General features: G+C 72.1%; 16 protein-coding genes and 1 pseudogene. 6 read left to right on the top strand and 11 right to left on the bottom strand.

Annotated elements, in window-relative coordinates:
* The 5 genes from ACH4XV_RS30930 to ACH4XV_RS30910 form a co-directional block, all read right to left on the bottom strand.
* Entirely contained in the window at positions 1–834 is an 834-nt protein-coding gene (locus ACH4XV_RS30930) for a carbohydrate ABC transporter permease (protein ID WP_395795526.1), read from the bottom strand.
* A 3-nt stretch (positions 835–837) separates the two neighbouring features.
* On the bottom strand, positions 838–1,725 hold the full coding sequence (locus tag ACH4XV_RS30925; RefSeq protein WP_395795524.1) for a carbohydrate ABC transporter permease: 888 nt from the start codon (positions 1,723–1,725) through the stop codon (positions 838–840).
* The gene (locus ACH4XV_RS30920; protein WP_395795522.1) at positions 1,722–3,107 is read right to left on the bottom strand and encodes an ABC transporter substrate-binding protein; all 1,386 of its coding nucleotides are present in this window, start codon (positions 3,105–3,107) and stop codon (positions 1,722–1,724) included. Before ACH4XV_RS30920 ends, ACH4XV_RS30925 begins: the two co-directional genes overlap by 4 nt.
* A gap of 86 nt (positions 3,108–3,193) precedes the next feature.
* A complete protein-coding gene (locus tag ACH4XV_RS30915; protein ID WP_395795520.1) occupies positions 3,194–4,138 on the bottom strand; it encodes a sugar phosphate isomerase/epimerase family protein in 945 nt (314 codons plus the stop codon).
* Entirely contained in the window at positions 4,135–5,301 is a 1,167-nt protein-coding gene (locus tag ACH4XV_RS30910) for a Gfo/Idh/MocA family protein (RefSeq protein ID WP_395795518.1), read from the bottom strand. Before ACH4XV_RS30910 ends, ACH4XV_RS30915 begins: the two co-directional genes overlap by 4 nt.
* A 224-nt stretch (positions 5,302–5,525) precedes the next feature.
* On the opposite strand from ACH4XV_RS30910, the gene ACH4XV_RS30905 reads away from it, so the two are divergent.
* Both ACH4XV_RS30905 and ACH4XV_RS30900 read left to right on the top strand, forming a co-directional pair.
* Entirely contained in the window at positions 5,526–6,269 is a 744-nt protein-coding gene (locus ACH4XV_RS30905) for a GntR family transcriptional regulator (protein WP_395795516.1), read from the top strand.
* Between the two features lie 60 nt (positions 6,270–6,329).
* Positions 6,330–7,199: an ROK family protein gene (locus ACH4XV_RS30900; RefSeq protein ID WP_395795514.1), complete on the top strand. Its 870-nt coding sequence runs from the start codon at positions 6,330–6,332 to the stop codon at positions 7,197–7,199.
* A gap of 76 nt (positions 7,200–7,275) precedes the next feature.
* Here the strand turns inward: ACH4XV_RS30900 and ACH4XV_RS30895 are convergent, their stop codons facing one another.
* From ACH4XV_RS30895 to ACH4XV_RS30880, 4 genes and pseudogenes are all read right to left on the bottom strand, one after another.
* A complete protein-coding gene (locus tag ACH4XV_RS30895) occupies positions 7,276–8,052 on the bottom strand; it encodes an SDR family oxidoreductase (RefSeq protein WP_395795512.1) in 777 nt (258 codons plus the stop codon).
* Between the two features lie 67 nt (positions 8,053–8,119).
* Complete coding sequence (locus tag ACH4XV_RS30890) at positions 8,120–9,031, bottom strand: RNA polymerase sigma-70 factor (RefSeq protein WP_395795510.1); 912 nt, start codon at positions 9,029–9,031, stop codon at positions 8,120–8,122.
* 99 nt (positions 9,032–9,130) lie between these two features.
* Positions 9,131–9,919 (bottom strand): annotated as a pseudogene (locus tag ACH4XV_RS30885) (3-hydroxybenzoate 6-hydroxylase); the annotation flags it as partial.
* A gap of 189 nt (positions 9,920–10,108) precedes the next feature.
* Positions 10,109–10,906: an IclR family transcriptional regulator gene (locus tag ACH4XV_RS30880; RefSeq protein WP_395795508.1), complete on the bottom strand. Its 798-nt coding sequence runs from the start codon at positions 10,904–10,906 to the stop codon at positions 10,109–10,111.
* Between the two features lie 69 nt (positions 10,907–10,975).
* On the opposite strand from ACH4XV_RS30880, the gene ACH4XV_RS30875 reads away from it, so the two are divergent.
* From ACH4XV_RS30875 to ACH4XV_RS30860, 4 genes are all read left to right on the top strand, one after another.
* On the top strand, positions 10,976–11,800 hold the full coding sequence (locus tag ACH4XV_RS30875; RefSeq protein ID WP_395795506.1) for a 2-keto-4-pentenoate hydratase: 825 nt from the start codon (positions 10,976–10,978) through the stop codon (positions 11,798–11,800).
* Positions 11,797–12,795, top strand: a complete 999-nt coding sequence (locus ACH4XV_RS30870; protein ID WP_395795504.1) for an acetaldehyde dehydrogenase (acetylating) — start codon at positions 11,797–11,799, stop codon at positions 12,793–12,795. Before ACH4XV_RS30875 ends, ACH4XV_RS30870 begins: the two co-directional genes overlap by 4 nt.
* Entirely contained in the window at positions 12,792–13,796 is a 1,005-nt protein-coding gene (gene dmpG / locus ACH4XV_RS30865) for a 4-hydroxy-2-oxovalerate aldolase (RefSeq protein WP_395795502.1), read from the top strand. Before ACH4XV_RS30870 ends, dmpG begins: the two co-directional genes overlap by 4 nt.
* Before the next feature lie 83 nt (positions 13,797–13,879).
* A complete protein-coding gene (locus ACH4XV_RS30860; protein ID WP_395795500.1) occupies positions 13,880–14,485 on the top strand; it encodes a hypothetical protein in 606 nt (201 codons plus the stop codon).
* A 3-nt stretch (positions 14,486–14,488) separates the two neighbouring features.
* Here ACH4XV_RS30860 and ACH4XV_RS30855 read toward each other — a convergent pair whose 3' ends face one another.
* Together ACH4XV_RS30855 and ACH4XV_RS30850 are read right to left on the bottom strand one after the other, a co-directional pair.
* Positions 14,489–15,334 carry a hypothetical protein gene (locus ACH4XV_RS30855; RefSeq protein ID WP_395795498.1) on the bottom strand — a complete coding sequence of 282 codons (846 nt, stop codon included), beginning with the start codon at positions 15,332–15,334 and terminating at the stop codon, positions 14,489–14,491.
* The gene (locus ACH4XV_RS30850; protein ID WP_395795496.1) at positions 15,334–16,125 is read right to left on the bottom strand and encodes a MerR family transcriptional regulator; all 792 of its coding nucleotides are present in this window, start codon (positions 16,123–16,125) and stop codon (positions 15,334–15,336) included. Before ACH4XV_RS30850 ends, ACH4XV_RS30855 begins: the two co-directional genes overlap by 1 nt.
* Between the last annotated feature and the right edge of the window lie 70 nt (positions 16,126–16,195).

Below are 16,195 nucleotides of genomic sequence, written 5' to 3'. Positions count from 1 at the left end.
TCACTCCTTGACGGCGCCCGCGAGCATTCCGCTGATCATGCGGCGCTGGAGGGCGATATAGCTGATGAGCACGGGAAGGGCGACCAGGACGGCCGCGGCGGCGGTCACGCCCGGATCGCTGTTGCGGCGGTTGCCGGCGAAGAACGACAGGGCGAGCGGTGCGGTCTGCACCGAGCGGTCGTCGGGGACCAGGACCAGGGCGAGCAGGAACTCGTTCCAGGCGAACAGGAAGAGCAGGGTGGCCAGGGTGCCGATCGCGGGCATCGCCATCGGCAGCAGCACCGAGCGCAGGGTGCGCAGGCGGGACGCGCCGTCGACCGAGGCGGCCTCGCGCAGCGCGGGCGGCGTGGAGACGAAGAACGTCCGCATCCAGAACACCGCGAAGGGCAACGACAGTCCGATCTGCGGCAGGATCAACGCCCAGTAGGTGTTGACCAGTTCCCAGTCCTTGAGCTGGTAGTAGAGCGGGATCACGGTCGCCTCGTACGGCATCACGAGCCCGATCAGCAAAAGCCCGAGCATCGGGCCCTTGAGCGGGAACGGGAAGAACGCGAGGGCATAGCTCGCCAGTACCGCGAGCACGATCGTGCCGATCACCACGGCGGCGGCGACGATCAGGCTCGAGGTGAGCGCGTCCGAGAACAGACCGCGCCGCCACGCCTCGGTGAAGTTGTCGAAGCTGACCGAGTCGGGGATGGAGAATCCGCTGGTGCGCGTGCCGGGTTCGCCGAACGCGAGCAGCAGCACGGACAGGAACGGGTAGAGCGCGACGAGCGCGGCGACCACGAGGATCGTGTGACCGATGACGGTCTGTCGGCGACTGTTGCTCGGCATCGGTCAGCCCTCCTTGCCGCGCACGAGGCGCATGATCACGCCGGTGACGACGAGCACCACGGCGGTCAGGCAGACGCTGATCGCGGCGGCGCCGCCCACCTCGTGAGTGAGGAACGCGCCCTGGTAGACGAACACGCTGGGCACGGTGGTGGAGGTGCCCGGGCCGCCCGCGGTGGTGTTCCACACGAGGTCGAAGTTGCGCAGCGCGTAAGTGATGGTGAGCACGAGCGCGATGGCGATCTCGCCGCGCAGCGCGGGCAGGGTGACGGTGAAGAACTCCCGGATGGGGCCGCACCCGTCGAGCCGGGCCGATTCGTACAGTTCGGTGGGGATCTTCTGCACGCCGGCGAGGAAGAGCACCATGCACAGTCCGTACATCACCCACGTGCCGACGATGCCCACCGCCGGCAGCGCGGTGTCGTAGTCGCCGAGCCAGGCCCGCGCGAGCGAGCCCAGGCCCACCGCGCGCAGGCCGGCGTTCAGCGGGCCGTCGATGTCGTAGATCCACCGCCACGACACCGCGACCACCACGGTCGCCAGGATCTGCGGCAGGAACAACACCGCGCGGAAGAAGCTCAGCCCGCGCACCCTGATCCGCGACATCAGCGCGGCCAGGAACAGTCCGAGCGCGACAGGGAAGACCGCGTAGAAGACGACGAAGACGAGGGAGTGCGCGATCGCGGAGGGGATCCGGCCGTCGTCCAGGAGCGCGGTGTAGTTGTCCGCGCCGACCCAGCGGCCCTCGGTGATGCCGTCCCAGGCGAACAGGGACACCCACGCCGTCTGGCCCAGTGGGCGCAGTACGAACAGCGTGTAGAACACGGCGGCCGGCAGCAGGTAGAAGAACGCGGGCCAGTACTGTCTCGCGCTCCAGGCGCGCAGGCCGCTCACGACGCGGCCTTGCGATCCGTGCGCTGTTTGGCCGCGAACGCTTCCCGGTCGTCCTGGAGCGCCTTGGCGAAACCGCTCGGCGAGGTGTGTTTGGCCAGCAGGTCCTGGGTCTTGGCGCCGATGGTGTCGTACATGGTGGTCGAGGCCCAGTCGAGGTAGAAGTTCTGGCCGTCGTCGACCAGGAGCTTCAGGCCGATCGTGTTGACCTGCTCGACCACGGGGCTGCCGGCCTTGACCTTGCCCGCGCCGGTGACCGGGGTGCGGCCGACGTCGGCGATGGTCTGCGCGAACTCGTCGCTCATCAGCAGGTCCAGGAACGCCACCGCGGCGGGCAACTTCCTGGTCTTGGCGCCGATGTGCCAGCCCAGGCCCAGCGAGCCCACGGTCGCGCGGGTGCCGTCGGCGCGGGCGGGCAGGGTGAAGCCGACCTTGCCGTTCATGTTCTCCTGGAGCGAAGGTGCGTTCCAGGAGCCGGCGACGAGGAACGCGCCCTCGCCGGCGCCGAACTTGGCGACCGCGTCGTCGGAGCTGATGCCGTTGTAGCCGGGGCCGAAGTAGCCCTGCGCCGCCCAGTCCTGCACGGTCCGGGCGGCGTCCACGGTGCCGGGGTCGGCCACCGTGGTGCCGGGCACTCCGCTGATCCACGAACGCACGTCGCGGCTGGGCACGTTCTGGCCCTGGACCAGGCCGATGACCTGGCTCGCGGGATACTTCTCGGCGTTGCCGAGCATGATCGGCTGCTCGCCCGCTGCCTTGACCCGGTCGAGCGCCGCGGTGAACTCGGCGTAGGTCTGCGGCGGCGCGATGCCCAGCTTGGCGAGCTTGTCGGTGTTGTAGAACACGCCGACGTATTCGGTGGCGGGGCTGATGCCGTACAGGCTGCCGGAGCCGAAGATCGAGCCGTCGGGCGACCAGCGGTACTGCTTGAGCGCGCCCTCGGTGAAGGTGTTCTCCCACCCGTAGGCGCGCATCACGTCGTCGAGCGGGCGGATCAGTCCGGCCTTCACCAGCGGGCCGTCGGTGCCGTAGCCCTGGTTGCCCTGGGCGAGGTCGGGCGCGTCGGAGCCGGACATCGAGTTGACGACGGTCTTCATCAGATCGTCGAAGCCCTTGGTGGCGACCTCGACCTTGACGTTCGGGTACTTCTTCTCGTAGAGCGGCACGAGGGCCTTGAGCGTGTTCTCCTCGCCGGCGTCGGCGAGCACGCGCAGCTTGGTGTCGCCCATGGCCTTGACGTCCTCGGCGGTGACCCGTTGGGTCACGGGACCGCCGGCGAGGTCGGAGGAGACGGTGGTGCCGCCCGCGCCGGGGACGCCACACGCGGTGGCGAGGATGCCGGTCAGGGCGATCCCCGCGACCGCGGTCCAGCGCAGAGATTTCATGGTTGCTCCCGGATCCGACCACCGTGGGTGGTCAAGAGGGACCGAGGGGCGGCCTGGCGGGGCGCCCCTCGGGATCGGGGTCGGGGTCAGACGAGTTCGGCGACCTTGGCCGCGAGCCACGCGCGGTTGGCGGCCTGTTCGGCGGCCACGGTCGGGTACAGCTCGGCGGGGGTGGGCGCGCGGTCCTGCTCGATCAGCAGCCACTCGCGGTAGCCGCCGCGCAGGAGGGCGACCAGGAATCGGTCGATGTCGACGTCGCCGTGCCCGAAGGGCACGCATACGTTCGCCCACCACGTGTCGAAGTCGGTGCGGCGCTCGGCCTTGGCCCGGGCCAGCACGCTCGTGTCGACGTCCTTGAGGTGCACGTGGTTGATCCGCTCGTGCCAGCGGTCCAGGCACTCGACCGGGTCGCCGCCCGCGAGTTGGATGTGGGCGATGTCCAGCGTCAGGCCCACCTCGGTGAGGTCGAGCAGCCGGTCCACCTCCCAGGGCGATTCGACGAAGGTGCTGATGTGCGGGTGGAAGGAGGTGCGCAGCCCGTACGAGCGGGCCAGCGCGACGGCCTGCGCGGACAGCTCCGCCAGCCGCCGCCACCCGGCGTCGTCGAGCGCGAGCGAGCGGTCCTCCCAGGCGCGGGCCGGGTTGTGCAGCAGGGCCTCGCTGCCCTCGTCGGCCAGGATCGCCAGCGGCGTCTCGCCGCCGGCCTCCGCGCATGCGGCCAACTCGCGGCAGGTCTGTTCCATCCGGGCCAGGTCGTGCGCCACCACGTCGTCGCCGAGCGCGTAGTGCACGGGGATGTAGGCCCCGACGGCGGCCAGGCCGTGCCGGGTGAACAGGGCGGCGGTCTCGGCCGGGGTGCCGAAGAACCCGGGCGGGCCCAACTCGCTGCCCGCGTAACCGGCTTCGGCCATCGAGGCGAGCAGGGCCTCGGGCGAGGTGCCGGCGCCGCCGGCGGCTTCGCCGTAGACGCCGTAGCTGACGGGGGCGTTGCCGATCCGCAGGGCGGGGCCGGAGGGTCGGGTCGTGGTCATCGGGCGTCACCTTCCACGAGGGCGGCCTCGCCGCCGACGCGCACGTCGGCGCGGCGGGCGATCGCCGCGATCAGCGCCTGGAGGCAGCGCACGTCCTCCGCGGCCCCGCTCGCGGTCGAGCGCACCGGCGCGCCGTGCGTGATCGACGCGGCGAACTCCGCCAGTTGTACGACGAATCCGGTGTCGTAGCCGGAGCGCACGAGCGAGTCGCGGCTGGCCCCGTCGTGGGCGCGCTCGACCCGCAACGTGCTGCGCACGTCCACGAGGTAGGGCGCGGCCATGTCCAGGCGCAGCCGGCCGTCGCGGGCGAGCACGGCGACCTCCTCGCCGTATTCGGGGTGGTCGGGCAGCCAGTTCCAGTTGAGCACCAGGCGCGCGGCCCCGTCGACACCCAGCGGCGCGGACGCCAGCAGGCACGGCGGTTCGCCCTCGACGGGCCACGGCCACAGGTCGGCGGTGTCGAAGGAGATCGGCAGGGTGAAGCCGAGCGCGCGCAGCAGCGAGAGTTCGTGGATCACCGAGCCGTTGAGCACCTCGCGGTAGTAGCGGCCGAGTTCGGCCGGGACCTCGCCGAGGGCGTCGAGGGTGCGGTCGGCCTCGTAGCGGATCGCCTCGGCGATCACCGCGCCGTCCGCGTCGTCGGCCGGCGGCGGCATCCGCAGGTGCGCGACTTGGGGCTCGTCGGCCGGGTGCAGCACCGTCACGCGCACGGTGCGCGGGGTGTCGAGGGTGTCCAGTTCGGCGGCGGCGAGCGCGGTGATCGGGTCGTACATCTTCATGTAGCCGACCTGGAGCACCAGGCCGCGCTCGGCGGCCAGCGCGCCGAGCGCGTCGGCCTCGGCGACGGTCAGGCACAGCGGCTTCTCGGCGAGCACGTGCTTGCCGGCGAGCAGGGCGGCCTTGGCGTCGCGGGCGTGGGTGCCGGGGGTGGCCAGCAGTACGGCGTCCACGTCGGGATCGGCCAGGACTCGGGCGTAGTCGGTTTCGGCCCGCACGCCGGCGCCGGTCTGCGCGGCGACGGACGCCGCGCGGGAGGGCGACAGGTCGCACACGACCGCGGTGGTGACGACGTCGCCGAGGCGCCGGATCGCGGGCAGGTGCACCGACTGGGTGATCGTCCCGGCACCGACGACGGCGAGACGGACGGGTTCGCTTACCGGCATTGAGGGTTCCTTGCGCGTCGTGAGTGTGGCGGAAGCCGTCCACAGTGGACAGAACATCCATATCGGACGGGCTGTCCGTAACGGACAGGAGGGGGTTGTCGGAGTGACGGGTTCCGCTTGTCGCTTCTTCCCGGATCATGACCTACGGCAGACCAGTTAGTCCAGAGATTGGACCAGATTCGCATCTGGTCTGACTACTGGTTCTTCTGGTATGTTCTCGCGCTGTGACAGTCAGCGACGATCTCCCCGCCGCCGCGGGACCCGCCGTGCAACTCGCCTACCGGGCACTGGCCCAGGCGTTGGACCGGCGCGAATTCCCCGCGGGCAGCCGCCTGCCCGGCGAGCGCGCGCTCGCCCAACGATTGGGGGTCAGCCGCAGCAGCCTGCGCCTGGCCCTGGCCGGTCTGGAGCGCGACGGCCGGGTGCACGCCTCCGCCCAACGCGGGTGGTACGTCTCCACCGACGTGGTCAGCGAACCGCCGAGCCTGCTGCGCAGCTTCACCGACGTCGCGCGGGACCGCGGACTCACCGCCACCGCGCGGCTGCTGACCCGGCGGGTGCGGCCGGCGAGCTATGAGGAGGCGGTGCGGCTGCGCGTCGCGCCCGCCTCCGAGGTGGTGGAGATCACCCGCGTGCGCGGCCTGGACAGCGTTCCCGTCTGCCTGGACACCACCGTGCTGGTCCGCGACCGGGCGCGGGCGCTGGAGACGGCGGAGCTGGAGAACCGTTCGTTGTTCGCGCTCCTGGAGGAGACGGGCGTACACATCCTGCGCAGCCAGTACACCGCGCACGCGGACGCCGCCGACGCGTCCACCGCCGAGCTGCTGCGGGTGCCCGTGGGCTCGCCGGTGCTGATCGGCGAGGAGGTCACCTTCGATCGCGGCGAGGCGCCTGTGTTGCTGGGGCGGGCGGTGTATCGCGGGGACGCGTATCGATTCGAGGCCACGCTGCATCGGGGGACGGAGTAGGGCGGCCGGCGGGACCTCGCGCCGCGTACGACCGATGAGCAATCCATCGTGGGAGAACCCTTGAGTACCTTCGTCACCGCGGCCCTGGACGTGGGCGGCACCAAGATCGCCGCCGCGCTCGTCACGGCCGACGGAACCGTCCTGCACCGCGACGAGCGCCCCACCCTCACCGCCGGGCGGCTGCGCGACCCCGGGCTCGCCGGCACCCGCGCGGCGGCGGGCGACCTGCTCGCGGCGGCACGACGCCTGGGGCTGACGGTGACCGGGCTGGGCGCCGGTTTCCCCGAATACGTGGCCGCCGACGGGCTGTTGACCAGCCGCGAGGTGTTGGCGTGGGACAAACAACCGCTCGACGTGCTGTCCGCGCTCGCGCTCGACGTTCCGTGCGCGGTGGGGTCGGACGTGCGCTGCGGCGCGCTCGGCGAGGCCCGGCACGGCGCCGGTCGTGGGCTGGACGGCTTCTTCTACGTCTCGCTCGGCACCGGCCTGTCCTCGACGTTCGTGCTCGACGGTACGCCCGTGACCGGCGCGCGGGGTGAGGCGATCGCGCTCGGCGAGTTCGAGGTGCCGGCTTCGGTGGACCCGAACTGGCCGGGCAACCTGGAGAGTTACGCCTCCGGGCGCGGCATCGGCGAGCGTTTCGGGGTGGCCGGGACCCGCGAGGTGCTCGCCGCGGGCGGGCCCGAGGCGGCGGCCGTGCTGGACTCCGCCGGCCGCGCGTTGGGCACGGTCCTGGCGGCGGTGGTGCGACTGCTCGATCCGGCCGCGATCGTGGTGGGCGGCGGGCTGGGCAGCGCCGCCGGACCGGTGCGCGCGGCGATGGAACGCGTCTACGCGGAACATACGGCCGCGCGCCCCGCGGCCCCGCCGCTGCTGACGGCCACACTCGGCGCGGACGCCGGACTCGTGGGCGCCGCGGCGCTGGTGTGAACACCGGCGCGAGGTGCCCCCGCCCGCGGTCGGGCGTCCGCGGGCCGGGGGAGGGGACAGGAGCGGCGGGGCCGGGTCAGGTGGGTTGCTTGGTGGTGAGGTACTCCTCCCAGGTCCGGACGCCCACCGCGTGCTCCCGCGTGACCAACCCTCCGGCGCGGAACCCGGCGCCCGCCTTGCCCGGGATGCGTACCGGCACGACCCTTCGCCGCCTGCCCATCGCCTTGAGCCAGGAACGTGCCAGGTCCGCCGCCTCGTAGACGCGCGGCCCGCCCATGTCCGGGACCCGCCCGGCCGGCGCACCCAGCGCCAACTCCACCAGGCGGTCGGCCACTTCACCCTGGTCCACGGGTTGGCACTCGGTCTTCGACGGCACGAGGACGACGGGTGCCTTGGCCAGCACGCCGAACGCCTTGTGCAGCAACTCGGGGAACTGCGTCGCGCGCAGGTTCGTCCACGGGATGCCCGACTCGGCCAGCAACCGCTCACCCTCGACCTTGATCCGGTAGTACGAGTACGGGATCCGGTCCACGCCGACGATCGAGATGTTCACGATGTGCCCGACTCCGGCCCGCCGCGCCGCGTCCAACAGGTGTCGCCAGCCGGGGATGTCGTGCTTCGGCCGCCGCGTGTCCGACGCGCAGTGGATGATCGTCGCGACACCGTCGAACGCCGCGTCGAGGCCCGTACCCGTCCGCAGGTCGGCGGTCACCCAGGTCACCCCCGGATCGTCGGGCAGAGCCGTCCGGCGGGTCATCGCCCGCACCGGCACGCCGGCGCGCCGTGCCCGGTCCAGCACCTCACGCCCCAGCACACCGGTCGCGCCCGTCACCAGGATCACGTTCTCGCTCATCGGTCCTCCTCGCCACGGCGACGCCGCACCTCCGCGACGTCGCCCTCGTCAGCAAGGAACCGAACGGCTACGCGTTACGTGACAACTCTCGGCATTGTTCTTCGAGAAATTTCAGCTTCTCCGGATTCCGGACCATCCGCACGCCCGCTATGCCCTCCGAGCCGACCTCCACCACCGCGGCCGTCGTGAGCGCTCCGCCCTCCCAGCCCAACAGCGCCGTGTCGCCGTTGACCTCGGCGAAGCCGAACTCCATACCGGAGGCGAAGCGGGCCATCAGGCCCAGGAGGAACCGGGCCACCTTGTCCCGACCGAAGACCGGGCGCGTGGACGCGGTGACCTTCCCGCCGCCGTCGGACCACGCCACGACATCATCCGCGAGCAGCGCCTCCAGTTCGTCGAGCGCTCCCTCGGCCGCCGCCGCGAGGAAGCGCGCCAACAGATCGGACCGCACCGCCGCGGGAGCCTCGAAACGCGGCCGCCCGGACGCGAGGCGCAGCCCGGCCCGCCGATGGGTCTGCCGGGAATGGGCCTCCGACCAGTCCAGCACCTCGGCGATCTCCCGATGGCTGTACCCGAACGCGTCCCGCAACACCACGACCGCCCGCTCCGGCGGCGACAACCGCTCCAGCATCACGAGCATCGCCATCGACACCGCGTCCCGCTGTTCGGCGGTCTCCAACGGCCCGAGCACCCCGGTGTCCGTCCGCACCGGCTCGGGCAACCACGGTCCGACGTACTCCTCGCGCCGGGCCCGCGCGGACGTCAGCCGGTTGAGGCACAGATTGGTCAGCACCTTGGCCAACCACGCCCCCGGCGCGTCGATGTGTCCCCGTTCGGCCGCGTGCCAGCGCAGATACGTATCCTGCACCGCGTCCTCGGCCTCGGCCGCCGACCCCAACATCCGATACGCGATCCCGAACAGCCGCCCCCGCTGCGCCTCGAACTCGGCGGTCGGATCGGGAAACGGGTCGACGGTCACGAAACCCACCGTACAAGCCGCACCCCCACACACCCGCAGGCACCTCGGGACGAGCGGGCCGACGGGAGGGCGCGGCGGTGAGCGGTGAGCGGTGCTCGGTCAAGAGTTCGACGGGTGCATCCCGACCGGCGAGCGGGCGGAGTCGAGCGGGATCGGGGTCAACATCGGGGCCTCCTGGTCCGGGTCCAGCGCCGTCGGGCCGTACAGCCAGTCGACGAACGTGTAGTCGTGGGTGTCGCGTTCGCGCAGGATGGTGTCGCGCTGTGCGCGGGCGAGGCCGTCGAGGTGCCAGAGTTCGCCCCAGGCGCGGGCGGTGCGCTGCACGCGGCGGCGGTGCCCGGGGCGGACCGCCTGGTAGCCGGCGAGGGCGGCGGTCCAGTCCACGGTTTTGTCGGCCGCGCGGTTCCGGGCGGCGTGCCGGGCCGGCACCCAGCCGTCCTCCAGTGCCATGATCGCGCCCTGCGCCAGGTATTGCAGCGGCGGATGGGCCGCGTCGCCGAGCAGGGCGATCCGGTCGAACACCCACGTGTCGACCGGTTAGCGGTCGAACATGCGCCACCACCGATCCCGCCACATCAGGGGGATGCCCGCCCGGACCTGCTCGGCGGTGTCCGCGAACGCCTCGTCGAGTTCGTCGGGCGTGCCCCAATCCTCCTTGCCGGCAAGGGCCTTCGGCGACTCGAACACGGCGACCTGGTTGAACATCTCGCCGCCGCGCAGGGCGTACTGCACGAAGTGGCAGCGCGGGCCGACGTATACGACGACGGCGTTCTCGCGCACCCGGTGGTCGCGGACGTTGTCGATGGGGACCGCGCCGCGGTAGGCCACGTAGGACGAGCTGACAGGCGCGTCGCCGACGAACCGGTCGCGGGCGACCGAGTGGAGGCCGCCGTCGGACTGCTGCTGCTCGCCGAGTTGGAGGGCGCGGAGCTGGAGGCGCTGTACGCGGTCGAGCGCTGGGGGAACCGGGCCTTCGACCCCGATGGGTCGCCACACTGCGCTCCGCGGCAACCGCACTGGAACGCGAACTCGCGGCCGGCTGAGCCGCGCACCCGGCCGCGTCCTCGGAGCCCCGGGTCAGGTGAGTGCGTCCCGTCGGGCGAGTACGCCGCCCAGGGCGGTTGCCGCGGCGCGCAGCGCGGCCACGTGCGCCTCGGGGCGGAAACGGGTGCTGGGCCCGGCCACGCTGATCGCCGCGACCGGCTCGTCGTCCGGACCCAGGACGGGCGCGGCCACGCACACCAGACCGAGCGCGGACTCCTCGTACTCGAACGCGACACCGCTCTCCAGCACCGCGTCCAGCCGGCGGCGCAACAACCCGGGCGCGACCACCGTGTGCGGGGTACGCCGCTCCAGCACACCGGAGAGCACCGTGCGGCGCAGTTCCTCGTCGCCGTGCGCGAGCAGCGTCTTGCCGATCGCGGTGCAGTGCATCGGCATCCGGCCGCCCACCCGGGAGGGGCTGCGGGCCTGCCGATGCCCGCCGATCTTGGCGACATAGACCACGTCCGTGCCCTCGCGCACGCCCAGGTGCACGATCTCGTGGGTGCGTTCGTAGAGGTCCTGAAGGAACGGCATGGCCAGTTCGAGCAGTCCGCGCTCGACGGACGCCCGCATGCCCAGCTCGAACAGGGTGCCGCTGAGCCGATAACCCCCCGGCAGCCGGTCGAGCAGCCGCAGTGCCACCAGCTCTCCGGTGAGCCGGTGCACGGTGGCCTTGTGCAGGCCCGTACGGCGCACCAGCTCGGCGAGCGCGACGGTGCGGTCGTCGACGGTGAACGCCTCCAGGATGGCGGTCGCCTTGCTCAGGACGCTGTTGCGGTCGGGAGCTTGGTCGAGGGCTCGGTCGGGGGCTCGGTCTGCGGAGTCGGGCACCCGGCCAGCGTATCGCTGAGCGAGACGCTTTGGTTGTGGGTGATCGGCGAGGGTCGCGACGATGCCGCCATGACCAGTACTTCCCCCCACGGCGAGGACGCGGTGCGCGCAGCGGCCGAACGGCTGCTCGACGCCGCCGCGACCGGCGTCGCCTGCGCCCCGGTCCGCGACCTGATCGGTCCGGGCGACCTGGCCGCGGCGTACGCCGTCCAGCGCCGGATCGTCGACGACCGGCTGGCCCGCGGCGCCGGGGTCGTCGGCCGCAAGATCGGCCTCACCTCCACCGCCGTCCAGCGGCAACTGGGCGTCGACCGGCCCGACTTCGGTGTGCTCTTCGACGACATGGGCCACGCCGACGGGGACGTGGTCCCGTACCGCGCGGTGCTGCAACCGCGCGTCGAGGCGGAGGTGGCGTTCGTGCTCGGCGCCGATCTCGCCGACGGGCCGCTCGACCTCGCCCAGGTGCACGATGCCATCGACCACGCGGTCGCGGCCCTGGAGATCTGCGGCAGCCGGGTGCGCGACTGGGACATCCGCTTCGCCGACACCGTGGCCGACAACGCCTCGTCGGGTGCGTACGTCCTGGGCACCGTGCGCAGGGGCCTGGACGAATTCGTGCCGCGCGAGGTGCGGATGACCATGACGGTCGGGGGAGAGGCGGTCTCCACCGGCACCGGCGCCGCCTGCCTGGGCGACCCGATCGAGGCGGTGGCCTGGCTGGCCCGGCAGGCGCGCGACCTCGGCGATCCGCTGCGCGCCGGGCAACTCGTGCTCTCCGGCGCGCTGGGGCCGATGCACCCCGTGGCGCCCGGGGACAGCGTTCGCGCCGACATCACCGGGCTCGGCACGGTCGCGATCGACTTCGGCCCGGACTTCGACGAGGAGGGTTCATGACCAGGACCAAGGTCGCCGTCATCGGATCGGGCAACATCGGCACCGATTTGATGATCAAGGTGCTGCGCACCGCCGAACACCTGGAGATGGGTGCGATGGTCGGCATCGACGCCGACTCCGACGGCCTGGCCCGCGCCCGCCGGCTCGGCGTCCCGACCACCCACGACGGGGTCGAGGGGCTGATCGCCATGCCCGGATTCGACGAGATCGGGATCGTCTTCGACGCCACCTCGGCCAAGGCACACGCCCACAACGCGGCCCGGCTGCGCCCGTACGGCAAACGGCTGATCGACCTCACGCCCGCGGCGCTGGGGCCGTACGTCATTCCCGCGGTCAACCTCGAACAGCACCTCGACGCCGACGACGTCAACATGGTCACCTGCGGCGGACAGGCCACCATCCCGGTGGTCGCCGCGATCGGGGCGGTGGCCCCGGTCGCGTACGCCGAGATCGTCGCGTCCATCGCCTCGAAGTCCGCCGGACCGGGCACCCGTGCCAACATCGACGAGTTCACCGAGACCACCTCGGCCGCGATCGTCGAGGTCGGCGGCGCCCGGCGCGGCAAGGCGATCATCGTGCTCAACCCGGCCGAGCCGCCGCTGATCATGCGCGACACCGTCCTGGCGCTGGTGCGCGCGCCCGGCCCCGACACGGCGGAGCGGATCCGAGAGGCGGTGGCCACGATGGTCGCCGCCGTCGCCGAGTACGTGCCCGGCTACCGGCTCAAGCAGGAGGTCCAGGTGACCCCCGTCCCCGCCGACCAGCCGCTGGAGACCCTGCTCGCCCCCGGCGCGGACCGGCCCACGCACCAGGTCTCGGTGTTCCTGGAGGTCGAGGGCGCCGCCCACTACCTGCCCGCCTACGCCGGAAACCTCGACATCATGACCTCGGCCGCGCTCCGCGTCGGCGAACGGATGGCGGCCCGCGACGCGGCCCGCGGCCCGAACGCCGACAACGACCGCGGCACCCGCCCGCACGTGGAGGCCGCCTCGTGAGCACCCCCATCTTCGTCCAGGACGTCACCTTGCGGGACGGCATGCACGCCGTGCGGCACCGGATCACCCCCGCCGACGTCGCGCGGATCGTCACCGCCCTCGATCGGGCGGGTGTGGATGCCATCGAAGTGGCGCACGGCGACGGCCTCGCGGGCGGTTCGCTCAACTACGGCCCCGGTTCGCACAGCGACTGGGCCTGGATCGAGGCCGCCGCCTCCGTCCTGGAGCGCGCCCGACTGACCACCCTGCTGCTGCCCGGCGTCGGCACCATCCACGATTTGCGCCGCGCCTACGACCTGGGGGTGCGCTCGGTCCGCGTCGCCACGCACTGCACCGAGGCCGACATCTCCGCGCAGCACATCGCCGCGGCGCGCGAACTCGGCATGGACGTCTCCGGATTCCTGATGCTCTCGCACATGGCCCCGCCGGAGGCACTTGCCGAACAGGCCCGACTGATGGAGTCGTACGGCGCGCACTGCGTCTACGTCACCGACTCCGGCGGCCGGCTCACGATGAACGACGTCGCCGCCCGGGTGCGTGCGTATCGGGACGTGCTGCGGCCGGAGACCGAGATCGGGATCCACGCGCACGAGAACCTCTCGCTCTCGGTGGCCAATTCGGTGGTCGCGGTGGAGAACGGCTGCTTCCGCGTGGACGCCTCCCTGGCCGGGCACGGCGCGGGCGCCGGGAACTGTCCGCTGGAGGCGTTCATCGCGGTCGCCGACCTGTCCGGCTTCGACCACGGCTGCGACCTGTTCGCCCTCCAGGACGCCGCCGACGACTTGGTCCGTCCCCTCCAGGACCGCCCCGTCCGGGTCGACCGCGAAACCCTCACCCTGGGCTACGCGGGCGTCTACTCGTCCTTCCTGCGCCATGCCGAAGCCGCCTCCGCGCGCTACGGCGTGGACGTGCGCGACCTTCTCATGGAGTGCGGCCGACGAGGCCTGGTCGGTGGCCAGGAGGACATGATCGTCGACATCGCGCTGACCCTGTCCGCCTGACGGGCGCCGCCGGCGCGCATGCTCGCCCGTGTTGTGCGGGTACCGGTCGTGGAGGGTCTTCCGGGAAATCGTGAGGTGACACCGTGACCACCGTGCAGGACTACAAGGAACTGTGTGGCGGGATCGCCGCGCATCACCGCGAGCGGCTGGACGCGGTGTTCGCGGGCGAGGCCGAGCCGGGTGCGCCGGTACCACCCGAGTGGGCAAGACCGTGGGGCCACGTGCCCCCGGACGACCTGCCCCCGAACCTCGGGCCCGCGACCGACGCGTACGGGCGGTGCGGGATGCGCGCCCTGGAGGGCCGACGGGCGGACGTCGCGCGGATCCTGGGGGAGTTCCGGGAAAGGAGGATCACCCAGGAGTGCGCGGAGGAGTGGAACAGGGAGTCCGCGACGGCCCGGAAGCGGGAACAGCAAAAAGGGGACGACGAGTACCTGGAGGAGATCGTCCGGGCGATCGACGCGGCCGGTGACGACGAGGACGTCATCGCCAGGACCGTCGAGATCTACACCGCGGCGTTTGACGCACTCGTCGGTGCGTGGGCGGTCGTCGGCGAGTGTCTGCGCGATTGGCTGACGGCACGCGTCGAGGACATCGACGCCTGCTTCGAACGCGCGATCGGAATCGAACCGGAGGTGGAAACCCCGGAGCAGGCCCCTGCGCCCGTCCCGGCCGTCGGTTCGGGGTAGGTGTCACCTCGCCATCCCGGTGTCGGCGCCGTCACGCAGGGCCGCCACCGCCGCCTCCGGGGTGTCGGTGAAGAACCGGATCGTGCGTGCTTCGCCCCGACGGCCGAGCGGGCGGGTGTACCTCACCGGTTCGCTGAGTTCCACGACGACGTTGCTCTGCGAGGCCACGCAGACGCCGAGTCGGTCGCCGGCCACGGCGATGGCCGACGATTCGTTGAAGCAGCGGGCGAGGCGGACCGACGCGACGGTGTGTCTGGGGATGCGCAGGTCGAAGAACGCGCCCGAACGCAGCCGGAGTTCGTCCGCGGTGACGACGTGTGGGCGGGTCACCCAGGTGGCGGCCACGGCGACGGCGGTGAATATCGAGTAGACGTCCACGACCAGGAAGGCGCGCCGAAGGATCGGCGGCGCGCCGACACCGCGCAGGACGACTTCGGTGGCGACGGCGTCCACGGTCAGGACGAAGACCCACAGGAGCATCATCGGCATCGGCTCGCGGGCATAGGGCACCGTCACCGCGTCGGGCGGTATGCCGTGCTTGCGGCGCAGACACAGCAGCCACAGACTCTGCACGCCCTTCGCGTCGAACGAGACCACGCGGCGTGCCGGTGTCGGGACGATCTCGCGGACGGTGTGCCGGGTCGCGGTGCGACGGTCGGCGTTCGCCCGCCGGGCCGCGGCGTAGATCGGCCCGGCCGCGGCCAGTGTCGATACGAGTGCGGCGGTCGCGGCGGCGCCGGACGCGGCGAGGACGGGGTCGGGCAGTGGGACGCCGGAGAGGAGGACGAGGGTCAGGAGCAGTTCGGCGGGAATCGCGACGTACATGGTCCAGCGGGCCGGACGGAGCATCACGGCTCCCTTCTCAGCAGGGCCACCAGGCGGCGGAACACCTCCGTTTGGGCGGCGGACAGTTCGGTGGCGATCGCGCCGAGCCATTCGGCGTCCCTTCCGGTCGGAGTCGGGGTCGAGGCGGACGCGGAGTCCGGCGTGGCGGCCTCCGTCGCCCGCATGGCGTCGGTCAGGCCGTCCGGAAGGAAGTTGGCGAAGTCCCGGGCCAGGCGCTCGACGCGGGGATCGTCCGGATCGGCATCGGCCAGCGCGTCGAGCCGCGCGGTCAGTGCCGCGCCGCGGGCGACCATGGCGGGCTCGGCCAGCGGCCGAAGCAGGTCGGCGAACGCTTCGCGTTGCTCCGGGGTGGCCGTGGTGTCGATCAGCGCCAGGAACTCGCGGTCGAGTCGGGCGAAATGCGATTCGTGCGCGGGGAATTCGCGCAGTACGTCGGCCAGGGCCGGGGACACCGTCGAGTCGGGGTCCAGTTCCGGATCCGCCAGGAGCACGGCGAGCCGGGCGCGGCGTGCGGCGATGGCCTCCTGCTGTCGCGCCAGGTCCGCGTCGAGTTCGGCGAGAACGTCGCGCAGGTCGCGCTCACGGTCCCGGTCGAGCACGGCGCGGACTTCGTCCAGAGGGAGCCCGAGGTCGGCCAGGCGCCGCGCCCGGGCAAGCAGCAACGCGTCACGCAGTCGGTACTCCCGGTACCCGTTGGGCAGCCGTGGAGGCTCCGGGACGATGCCCAGATTGTGGTAATGCCGCACGGTCCGAGTCGACACCCCGGCCAGCGCGGCGATCTCGCCGATTCGCATGACTCCATGGAAAACCGTGACGTTACGTCAAGGTCAAGGGCGCGCGGAACGCCGGTGACATCTGCCGTCG

The organism is Embleya sp. NPDC020630 (genome assembly GCF_044334985.1).
Classification (GTDB): Bacteria; Actinomycetota; Actinomycetes; order Streptomycetales; family Streptomycetaceae; genus Embleya.
Note: the sequence above shows the minus strand (reverse complement) of the source record. Positions and strands in the feature narration are given on the sequence as shown.

Coding starts and splice junctions, on each gene's coding strand:
- ACH4XV_RS30895 (WP_395795512.1), bottom strand. CDS start 8,052: ATGAGCGAGAACGTGATCCTGGTGACGGGCGCGACCGGTGTGCTGGGG.
- ACH4XV_RS30855 (WP_395795498.1), bottom strand. CDS start 15,334: ATGCTCCGTCCGGCCCGCTGGACCATGTACGTCGCGATTCCCGCCGAA.
- ACH4XV_RS30875 (WP_395795506.1), top strand. CDS start 10,976: ATGACCAGTACTTCCCCCCACGGCGAGGACGCGGTGCGCGCAGCGGCC.
- ACH4XV_RS30870 (WP_395795504.1), top strand. CDS start 11,797: ATGACCAGGACCAAGGTCGCCGTCATCGGATCGGGCAACATCGGCACC.
- ACH4XV_RS30915 (WP_395795520.1), bottom strand. CDS start 4,138: ATGACCACGACCCGACCCTCCGGCCCCGCCCTGCGGATCGGCAACGCC.
- ACH4XV_RS30910 (WP_395795518.1), bottom strand. CDS start 5,301: ATGCCGGTAAGCGAACCCGTCCGTCTCGCCGTCGTCGGTGCCGGGACG.
- ACH4XV_RS30850 (WP_395795496.1), bottom strand. CDS start 16,125: ATGCGAATCGGCGAGATCGCCGCGCTGGCCGGGGTGTCGACTCGGACC.
- ACH4XV_RS30930 (WP_395795526.1), bottom strand. CDS start 834: ATGCCGAGCAACAGTCGCCGACAGACCGTCATCGGTCACACGATCCTC.
- ACH4XV_RS30920 (WP_395795522.1), bottom strand. CDS start 3,107: ATGAAATCTCTGCGCTGGACCGCGGTCGCGGGGATCGCCCTGACCGGC.